Annotated in this window: 11 protein-coding genes; 6 read left to right on the forward strand and 5 right to left on the reverse strand. The window is 59.4% G+C overall.

From position 1 onward, the window contains the following. Complete coding sequence (locus EN935_RS13275) at positions 1-618, forward strand: SOS response-associated peptidase (protein WP_245488933.1); 618 nt, start codon at positions 1-3, stop codon at positions 616-618. On the opposite strand, the gene EN935_RS13280 is transcribed toward EN935_RS13275, so the two are convergent. After that, positions 615-803 (reverse strand): hypothetical protein, encoded by a 189-nt coding sequence (locus EN935_RS13280; RefSeq protein WP_127262954.1) that lies wholly within the window; start codon positions 801-803, stop codon positions 615-617. The genes EN935_RS13275 and EN935_RS13280 overlap by 4 nt on opposite strands. Before the next feature lie 87 nt (positions 804-890). On the opposite strand from EN935_RS13280, the gene EN935_RS42015 reads away from it, so the two are divergent. Then, positions 891-1,133: a hypothetical protein gene (locus tag EN935_RS42015; RefSeq protein ID WP_127262953.1), complete on the forward strand. Its 243-nt coding sequence runs from the start codon at positions 891-893 to the stop codon at positions 1,131-1,133. A gap of 183 nt (positions 1,134-1,316) precedes the next feature. Next, entirely contained in the window at positions 1,317-1,487 is a 171-nt protein-coding gene (locus EN935_RS40785; protein WP_164757583.1) for a hypothetical protein, read from the forward strand. Between the two features lie 406 nt (positions 1,488-1,893). Here the strand turns inward: EN935_RS40785 and EN935_RS13290 are convergent, their stop codons facing one another. Next, on the reverse strand, positions 1,894-2,352 hold the full coding sequence (locus EN935_RS13290; RefSeq protein ID WP_127373368.1) for a MucR family transcriptional regulator: 459 nt from the start codon (positions 2,350-2,352) through the stop codon (positions 1,894-1,896). 75 nt (positions 2,353-2,427) lie between these two features. Next, the gene (locus EN935_RS13295; protein ID WP_127265071.1) at positions 2,428-2,718 is read right to left on the reverse strand and encodes a hypothetical protein; all 291 of its coding nucleotides are present in this window, start codon (positions 2,716-2,718) and stop codon (positions 2,428-2,430) included. 549 nt (positions 2,719-3,267) lie between these two features. Between EN935_RS13295 and EN935_RS13305 the strand changes: the two genes are divergently transcribed. Next, on the forward strand, positions 3,268-4,053 hold the full coding sequence (locus tag EN935_RS13305; protein WP_164771113.1) for a hypothetical protein: 786 nt from the start codon (positions 3,268-3,270) through the stop codon (positions 4,051-4,053). A gap of 50 nt (positions 4,054-4,103) precedes the next feature. Here the strand turns inward: EN935_RS13305 and EN935_RS13310 are convergent, their stop codons facing one another. Both EN935_RS13310 and EN935_RS13315 read right to left on the reverse strand, forming a co-directional pair. Next, entirely contained in the window at positions 4,104-4,514 is a 411-nt protein-coding gene (locus EN935_RS13310; protein WP_127265073.1) for a hypothetical protein, read from the reverse strand. A gap of 120 nt (positions 4,515-4,634) precedes the next feature. Then, positions 4,635-5,252, reverse strand: a complete 618-nt coding sequence (locus EN935_RS13315; protein ID WP_127265074.1) for a hypothetical protein — start codon at positions 5,250-5,252, stop codon at positions 4,635-4,637. A gap of 643 nt (positions 5,253-5,895) precedes the next feature. Between EN935_RS13315 and EN935_RS13320 the strand changes: the two genes are divergently transcribed. Beyond that, the gene (locus tag EN935_RS13320) at positions 5,896-7,128 is read left to right on the forward strand and encodes a septal ring lytic transglycosylase RlpA family protein (protein WP_127265075.1); all 1,233 of its coding nucleotides are present in this window, start codon (positions 5,896-5,898) and stop codon (positions 7,126-7,128) included. 103 nt (positions 7,129-7,231) lie between these two features. Continuing rightward, positions 7,232-8,101: D-alanyl-D-alanine carboxypeptidase family protein (locus EN935_RS13325; protein WP_164771114.1), on the forward strand; the 870-nt coding region annotated here is incomplete at its 3' end.

Raw genomic sequence — 8,101 nt, forward strand, 5'->3', positions numbered from 1 at the left:
ATCTGGAACGGTGCGCCCAGCCTGAATTATCCAATCATCATCCGCGAAGAGCTTTCCACCAGCATAGCCGGCTTCGTTTCAGCGCGATGGGGGCTAGTGCCTGGCTGGGCTCGAGACGGTGGCGGGCGCCCGCCACCAGTCAACGCTCGCTGCGAAACCATCGCAAGCAACGGGTTGTTTCGGAAGGCCTATGTATCGCGTCGCTGCCTTGTGCCGATAGATGGCTACTTTGAGTGGCAGAAGCTCGATCCATCCGGCAAGAAAAAGCAGCCATATGCCATCGCTATGAAGTCCGGCGATCCGTTCGCCCTGGCTGGCATCTGGGAAGAATATGCCGACAAGACGACAGGCGAACTCATCCGGACTTTTGCAGTGGTGACGTGCGAGCCAAATGATCTGATGGCGACTATCCACGACCGCATGCCGGTCATCCTGACGCCATCGGATTTCATGCGCTGGCTCGGGCCGGAGCCAGATCCGCGCGACCTCATGAAGCCCTATCCATCCGAACTGATGAAGATGTGGCCGATTGACACCAAGGTCGGTAGCCCGCGCAACAACACGCCCGACATCATTGACGAGATCGGCTTGGGGCCGACTGACCTGTTCGACGTCTAGAGGTAGCGATCACCGTCGCCGCGGTGCTCATAGCAGAACCAGTGAGATTCCTTTCGCGGCCGGGCGAAGCCCCATCCTGCGACCTTGCCGCAACCCTCGTGTTCGCATGTGTGGCCCAGCACGCTGGCGCGGTCACGCGTCGCTGCTGGGATGCCTTCGGGAAGCTTCAGAGGCTCGTCACTCATACATAAAGATTCCACGGCTGGGCTTGACGATCAAGCAAAATGTTCCTTTTTTGTTCTTAGGTGGGGCGACTCTCAAAAGGTGTCGCAATGGCTAGGTCGAAACCGTCAAAGCAATTATCGCAGGCTGAAATCGAGCGCTTTCTGGTGGCAGCAGAAGCGCTGCACCTCAGCATCGTGAAGCCGTTCATATCGCCACACTGCGACCACTACCGGGCTACGCGTGTCTTGCATGAGGTGCTGTTGAAGGCCGTGCGGGACGTGACGGGGAAGGAAGTCGCGTTCATCCAGTGGCACACCACGGGGCCGGTTAGACCGCCCACGGCTGGGTAGGCGCCACCGCGGATGGAAACCGACTTTCGATCGGATGGCTTGACGGAACATTAGCTGTGTCTGAAAGTTTGTGCTTGGCAGCGGGCGGTGCCCTCCATTGCCTGCTGAAGATCGGGGGTAACTCTGATCGGCCCGCGTTCTCCGCCAGAGGCGCGGGCTTTCGCCTTTTCCAAGGGGAAAGAGATGACCGACAAGCCCGCCACAACTTACATCGTCAGCGTCTTCGACAAGCCGCACTGGCGCACTGTCCTGACCACCAAGGACCAGGCGGAGGCCGAGTCGCTTGAACAAGCGATGGTCCAGGACGGAGTTAGGGCGCAGATCGAGGAGATCACGCCGAAGGTGAAGCGCTGACGGGAGCGGATTTTTTACCGGGGCGGCCCAGCGGTTGGGTCGTAGTGGGGACGAGCAGCGGTGGCCGCTGGGCCTGACCAGTCTTGGCTTTCGAGGAGGCGCTGTGCTGGCTGATCCGAAGTATGCGCTCACTCTAATGCAAGAGCCAACGCGCATCCGAATTAAGGGCTACCGCCGAAAGGTGTACTCATTGCCATTGCGGCAATGGGCGGCAGACGCGAACCTTCCCGGCGCCGCATCGCGCGCAAGCTTCGCCCCCGCAATGGCGCGCTTGACGATTTCAGGAGGAAAAAGGCCGGCGCCCTCGCTGGGAGGTTGCCCGAATGGCGCCGGCCAGACGGTCCTCTTCAGGTCCGCCGCTCTCCAGACATAGCTGAGTCTTCCCGTTGCGTCATGTGGTGGCCGACTACGCTTTGGCTTTCCGCTTCGCAGGTGCCTTCTTGGCTGGTGCGACGGGTTCAGCCTTGCGACCAAGCCCGATGGACTTCGCCAATTGCGAGCGCTGAGCGGCGTAATTCGGAGCTGTCATAGGGTAGTCGGGCGGCAAGTTCCATTTGGCGCGATAGGCGTCCGGTGTCAGGCCGAAGTCCGTGCTAAGATGCCGCTTCAGGGATTTGAACTTCTTGCCGTCTTCGAGGCAGATAATGAAGTCCGGCGTCACCGACTTCTTCGGGTTGACCGCCGGGGTTTGCGACGCTGCGGCCGCTGCTACCGGTCCGCCAACGCCCGTCAGGGACAAATGAACTGAAGCGATCAGGTCCGACAGCCCCGCAACTGGTAATGGGTTATTGCTTACGTAGGCAGAAACAATATCCGCCGTAAACTCGATAAGCTCAGAGCTGCGGTTTTCAGTTTGATCGGTCATATGCTGATTGGTCCCTTTGTTGTCTAGTCAGCTAATACTTGACTGACGTCAGTGGCGCAATGTGACGATGGAGCATCACGCACGCCCATCCGTTGTCGTGTCGTCGTCAAACTCATGGACCGGCAGGTAGGCGTTAGTCTCCAGCCAGTCCCGCAAGATAGTCGCGATGAGGTCTGGACGGCTCATCTTCATCTCTGCGGCTATGGAGTTCAGCGCGTCTTCGATTGGAGGCTCCAGCGGCACGCCAGACACATTCCGGAGCATCAGGGCGGCCCGCCGAAGGATGATCTGCAAATCTGGCCGCGACATATCCGCAATGCGGTCGGCAGCGCTCTCAAGCTCTTCGGCGATAGATAGGCGGGTCATCCCGGCCTGCTCATTTGCGATGGCGCCTGCAACTGAACACCAGGCCTGCCGTGGTTCAAGAATTCGACGCCTCGGCCCTCCAAAGCGCGTTGGACAGCCTGAACATTTTGCGAGCGGCCGGCGATAGGGCCGGCACCGGCTGCCTCCATGCTGCGGATTGTGTTCACGTTCACGCCTACCAACTCCGCAAGCTCCTTTTGCTCAATGCTCGCAAGCGCCCGCGCTGCTTTCAACTGGTTCCCCGTGGTCAGCATTTTCCCTCTCAAACTATTTTTTCTAGTTACCATACCTAGAAACCAGTTGACAATGCCCTAACCCGGATTTAGGTTACCGGACATAGTAAACAAGTTTCGATAACTAGAACCGTTTGGGAGATACCGCCATGCCGAACACATCTGTTCGAGCTGCCGCCGAAGGCATGCCCATTCTAAGCAGCCAAGTCGCCCTTGCCGACTTACGTTCGTTTACCGGAGAGAAACTATGATGACCAACTCACGAGGCTTTCCCCAGCTTCGCCGTCTCTTTGGGTCGCTTCAGCGCCACGACTCGGTGACCATTGGCGAGCGGGCAACACCCCCCACAATCGAAGCAGGGACATCAATCATGAACCAGCATGTCAATCGCCGCGCCATTCTCTCGTCATCAGCAATTGCCACGGCTGCCATAGCTGTCGCCAGCCAAGAGGCCAGGGCAGGGGACGCATCGGCCCCTAGCGTGTCTCGTGAACTACAAGGTCTCATCGAGGCAAAGCACGCTGCCTATGCCCGCTTCATTTCCGCGATCGATGTGGCCACCGACCTGGAAGAGGCGTATCTGCCCAAGACCGCCGAACTCTACGTCCCCTTGTCCATTGGCGGCGGCCAGTCGCGGAGCCTTCGCTACAGCGAACTGGAGAGCGTCGAGGCCAATCTGAGCGACGACATCAAGCGCCGGTACGCCGAGCAGCAACAGAAGCTGGCGGCACTCGCCAAGGTGGCGCCCGATTTGAGCAAGCAGTCGACCGCCGCGCTCCGTAAGGCCGAGCAGGCCGATCTGCGGACGTTGAAGAGGCTGATCAAGGAAGAGCGCGCACGGCGTAGCGCTGTCGGGCTTGAACAGGCGATCAACGAACGCAACGAGGCCTCCGACGCTGAACGCTATGCACTGAACGCCGTGTGCGCCTATCGTTGCACCACCATGGAGGAACACCGGGTCAAGGCCGAGTTCTTGAAGGAATTCGCCACCGGCAAATACGGCGACCTCCAGACTGAGGACATTGACGCGCTGCTCTGGTCGTTCCTGCCGGAAGAAGCATTGGAAGACGCGGTCAAGGCTTCGGAAGGCGGCGCAGCCTGAAACTGTCGCCCTTGGCCCGCTACCTCACGGTCGCGGGCTTCTCCGGGAATTTAGAGTGCAGCTGGCGATAACCCAGACACCGAACGCACACTACCAGCTGAGAAAACCACGAAGGCAAATACCAGCACGGCAGCAGCCACGATCAGCGAGCCGACGGCGACAACCGGCTCAATCGCCGTATAACCTCCGTGCAGCATCACATACAAAGCTGGCAGCATGACCACCAGCCCGACATTGTACAGGCTGTAATGGACCATCGCGATTTTCCTGGCCGCCTTTGCCGGGTTAAGGGCGTAGTAGCCGCCGAAGATTGCACTTGTGACCCATCCGAGCAGGTTAATGTGTGCATGTGCAGGAAAGGCACCGTGATCGCCTGATATGGCCATCTGCAAGCCGGCGCCTATCCCCAGAATGAGCCACACGATAGCCGTCTTGAAAAAGAGATCCGAAACCTTAGGCATGGCACATTCTCCCCAGAATGCCGATTTCAACGCCTGCCCATATTAGGTCTTCCTAAGAAAACAATGCAATCAAAATCAAAGGCCTTACAAGCCCGATGACTCACGGTGGCGGCGCGCTTCTTAATATTTTTCGAACGTCGGATTGTAGGATCGGTCAGCAAGCTCCTCGAGGGTCCGCTTCACTTGGCGGATAGCTCTAACAGCAGTCGCCTGAGAAGCCATCTGGGATAGTTTAAGGTGACCGCCGTGAAGCTCCACGATGATACGAGCGATGACTGCCATAAATGCCCTCATGCGATCCAGGGCATAGTCTTCGGCCCAAAAGTCCGTAAAGTCCTTCCTGCGCTGCTCGCCTTCCCATCGCGGATTTCGGTTAAAGACAACGGTGTTTTCCAACTTAATCGGCAAGCCGTGCACGATATCGTTTCTGATCTCGAATGCCAGGCGGGTGGCAGTGCACCATGTCTCGAGAAAATCGCGCTCTTCAGCCGAGTGTAATTCCGCTGCATGTCCCTCCAGCATACCTATGAGATCCGTGATCTTCTTCAGGTCCGTTTTGGGTCGGACACCTTTGTATTCGATCTTAAGCGCTTGCCATATATAGCGTTCGAGATGGTACTCGATTGCCGAGCCGAACGTGACAATCGCGGCAATTTTTGCGCCGATCTCGGTCGTTATGCCTAGCATTTCTTGCAACCGACCAGGCTGGCCATATAGTTCGTAAGTTGGTGGCTTCATGGCGTGCTTCTCGAAGTCGGAATCAATCGGAGGAACGAATCGGACCTGAGCTGCGAAGCCAAGCTCGAACCTTGCCGATAGTTGCAGCAAACCCTCGGAATCAATAGGTGAACAGGTAGCGAACGTGTTGCTACGGTTTTTGCAACGCAACGCTACGGGACGAGACGGGACAGACGCGCACAATGGGCACCCGCAAGTGGCGCAACGCCTTGACAGACAAGGACTTAACATCATCGAACGGGAAGGGGAGGTACGGCAGCGAGCGAATTTCAAGACCGGTGCCTTAAACCGCTCGGCCATTCCTCCATCTGTCGCGGTCCACTGCTCTAGTGTGCCCGACAAAGCCCTGTCAACCGGCAGACATGGCCCGGCGGAAGCGGGGCCAGCCGCTCTGTGGCAAGCCGCACGACCTTGCCTAAGCGCGGAAGAACGAAAAGAGGTGACTTTTCAGGGCGCTCGGCACGGTGACGCCGTCACAATCTTGCCCGGTTCCGGCCACAATCGGTTAATACCGTGATAAACAATTCCTGCGCACAAAGGATCGGGGTTTTAGGCGTCGTTAGAATTCGTCGAGTGAGTGTTTTGGCTCCTCTGATGGTTGAATGCGGCGCCTTGAGTTGAGACTGAAGGGGACATCAGGAAAATGCAGGCTGTGACGCACCCGCGTCTTCGTCGCGCTGCTACAGTCGCGTTGTTGGCCGTGTCGGCCGCCTTGCTGGCGGCTTGCGCGTCGCAACCTGAGCCCAAAGCGATGGTCTACAAGAAGACCCGCTCCAAGGAATATTTCTCCGAATCCGAATATGGCGTGAAGGCAAGCCCGCGTGTGTTCTCCCGGAACGGGCGCATGCAACGTGGCGGCGGCAGGGATCAGCTCGGCAAGCCCTATCAGGTCCGCGGCAAGTGGTATTATCCCAAGGAAGACAAGCGCTACGCCAAGGTCGGTCTGGCGTCCTGGTATGGCGATGCCTTCCACGGCCGGCTTACCGCCAATGGCGAAGTCTACGACATGACGCATCTGACGGCGGCGCATCCGACCATGCCGCTGCCAAGCTATGCCCGCGTCACCAATCTCAAGACCGGCAGTTCGGTCATCGTTCGCGTCAACGATCGCGGCCCGTATCACGAAGGCCGCATCATCGATGTGTCGGAGCGCGCAGCCCAGATGCTTGACTATGCCAACATCGGCACCGCTCAAGTGAAGGTCGAGTATGTCGGCCGTGCACCGCTCGACGGCGATGACGACCAGTATCTGATGGCTTCCTACCACCCCGGCAACAGGGCGCCGGATCCGTCGGACGGGCTGCCGACCGGCGTCATGGTCGCCATGAACGGGCCTTCGCCAAGCCTGCCTGCTGGCGCCGCCGCCGTGCCGTTTCCGGGTCAGTTGACCGATTCAGGCTCGGTCCAGCCGGTGATGTCGGCACAGACGCCGGCTTACGGCGATCTGGCGCTGCCCGATTTCGGCCCGATCGTGCCGGAACGCCCGGAAATCAGTCTGCCGCCGCAATCACCGTTTGCCGTGGCCTCGCTGTCCTATGCGGACGAGCGGGTGGAACGCGCCTCCAATGCCTTTGCCGCACTGGGTGGCGACGGCATGTCGCCGGCCGACGTGCTTCAATCGTGGAAGCGGCAGCCGCCACCGGCCGGTCCGTCCACCGACTACGTCGCGGCTGGTTCATTCGAGGATGCAGCGGAGGCCAAGCGCATTGCCGCTCAGCTTGCCGCATACGGCAAGATCGAGATCCAGCGCTCGGAACTCGAGGGAGAGGACTGGTATTCGGTCAATCTCTATCCCGATGGCCACCGCAATCTGGATGATTTGCTGCAGGCAGCCTGGTCGCATGGCGCGCCCGATGCGCTGGCTGTGCGCAACTGAGCGCAAGCCAGGTCGGATTTCCGCTGCGCGGTTGATCCGCCGCGTAAAAAGCCTGATACTTTTCGCGGGCTTGCCGGCCGTGCCGGCCAACGGGTCGAACATCATGCAATTGCGCTTGCTCCCGCCTCTCGCCGGGTTTCTAATTTTTGGCCTGCTGCTGTTTTCCCAGGGTCCGGCCCATGCGCAGCTTTTCGAGACCAAAGCCGCGCAGGTCTTCATGATCGACGCAGAGACCGGAACGGTGCTGTTTTCGAAGGATGCCGACAAGCCGATACCGCCGGCCTCAATGGCCAAGCTGATGACCATGGAAGTGGTGTTCAACGCCATCAAGTCCGGGCGCCTGAAGCTCGACGACACGTTCGTGGTCAGTGAAAACGCCTGGCGCAAGGGCGGCGCGCCTTCGGGGACATCGACGATGTTTGCCAAGCTCAAGTCATCGATGCGGCTCGAGGACCTGATCCAGGGCGTGACCGTGCAGGCCGCCAATGACGGCTGCATCATCATCGCCGAAGGCATGTCCGGATCCGAAGACAATTTTGCCGCGCAGATGACCGAACGCGCCCGCCAGATCGGCCTCAAGACCTCGACTTTCGTCAATTCGACCGGCCTTCCGGCGGATGGCCAGCAGACTACCGTGCGTGAGCTGGCGCAGCTGGCCGTGCACCTGTGGCGCGATTATCCGGATTTCTATCGCTATTACGGCCAGAAGGATTTTACCTGGAACAAGATCTCGCAGAGGAACCGCAATCCGCTGCTGGCGATGGACATCGGCGCCGATGGCCTGGCGGTCGGCGCGAGCGAGGCCTCGGGGTTCGGCATCGTCGGTTCGGTCAGCCACAACGGCACGCGGGTGATCGCAGCGATGAGCGGACTGGCCAACGACAAGGAACGTGCCGAGGAGGCGCGGAAGCTGCTCGACTGGGGCGTCCGCTCTTTCGAGAAGACCGAAATCTTCGCCAAGGATGAGGTGGTC

It is taken from the genome of Mesorhizobium sp. M7D.F.Ca.US.004.03.1.1 (genome assembly GCF_003998635.1).
GTDB lineage: Bacteria > Pseudomonadota > Alphaproteobacteria > Rhizobiales > Rhizobiaceae > Mesorhizobium > Mesorhizobium loti.

Coding starts and splice junctions, on each gene's coding strand:
- EN935_RS40785 (WP_164757583.1), top strand. CDS start 1,317: ATGACCGACAAGCCCGCCACAACTTACATCGTCAGCGTCTTCGACAAG.
- EN935_RS13280 (WP_127262954.1), bottom strand. CDS start 803: ATGAGTGACGAGCCTCTGAAGCTTCCCGAAGGCATCCCAGCAGCGACG.
- EN935_RS13315 (WP_127265074.1), bottom strand. CDS start 5,252: ATGAAGCCACCAACTTACGAACTATATGGCCAGCCTGGTCGGTTGCAA.
- EN935_RS42015 (WP_127262953.1), top strand. CDS start 891: ATGGCTAGGTCGAAACCGTCAAAGCAATTATCGCAGGCTGAAATCGAG.
- EN935_RS13295 (WP_127265071.1), bottom strand. CDS start 2,718: ATGACCCGCCTATCTATCGCCGAAGAGCTTGAGAGCGCTGCCGACCGC.
- EN935_RS13320 (WP_127265075.1), top strand. CDS start 5,896: ATGCAGGCTGTGACGCACCCGCGTCTTCGTCGCGCTGCTACAGTCGCG.
- EN935_RS13310 (WP_127265073.1), bottom strand. CDS start 4,514: ATGCCTAAGGTTTCGGATCTCTTTTTCAAGACGGCTATCGTGTGGCTC.
- EN935_RS13290 (WP_127373368.1), bottom strand. CDS start 2,352: ATGACCGATCAAACTGAAAACCGCAGCTCTGAGCTTATCGAGTTTACG.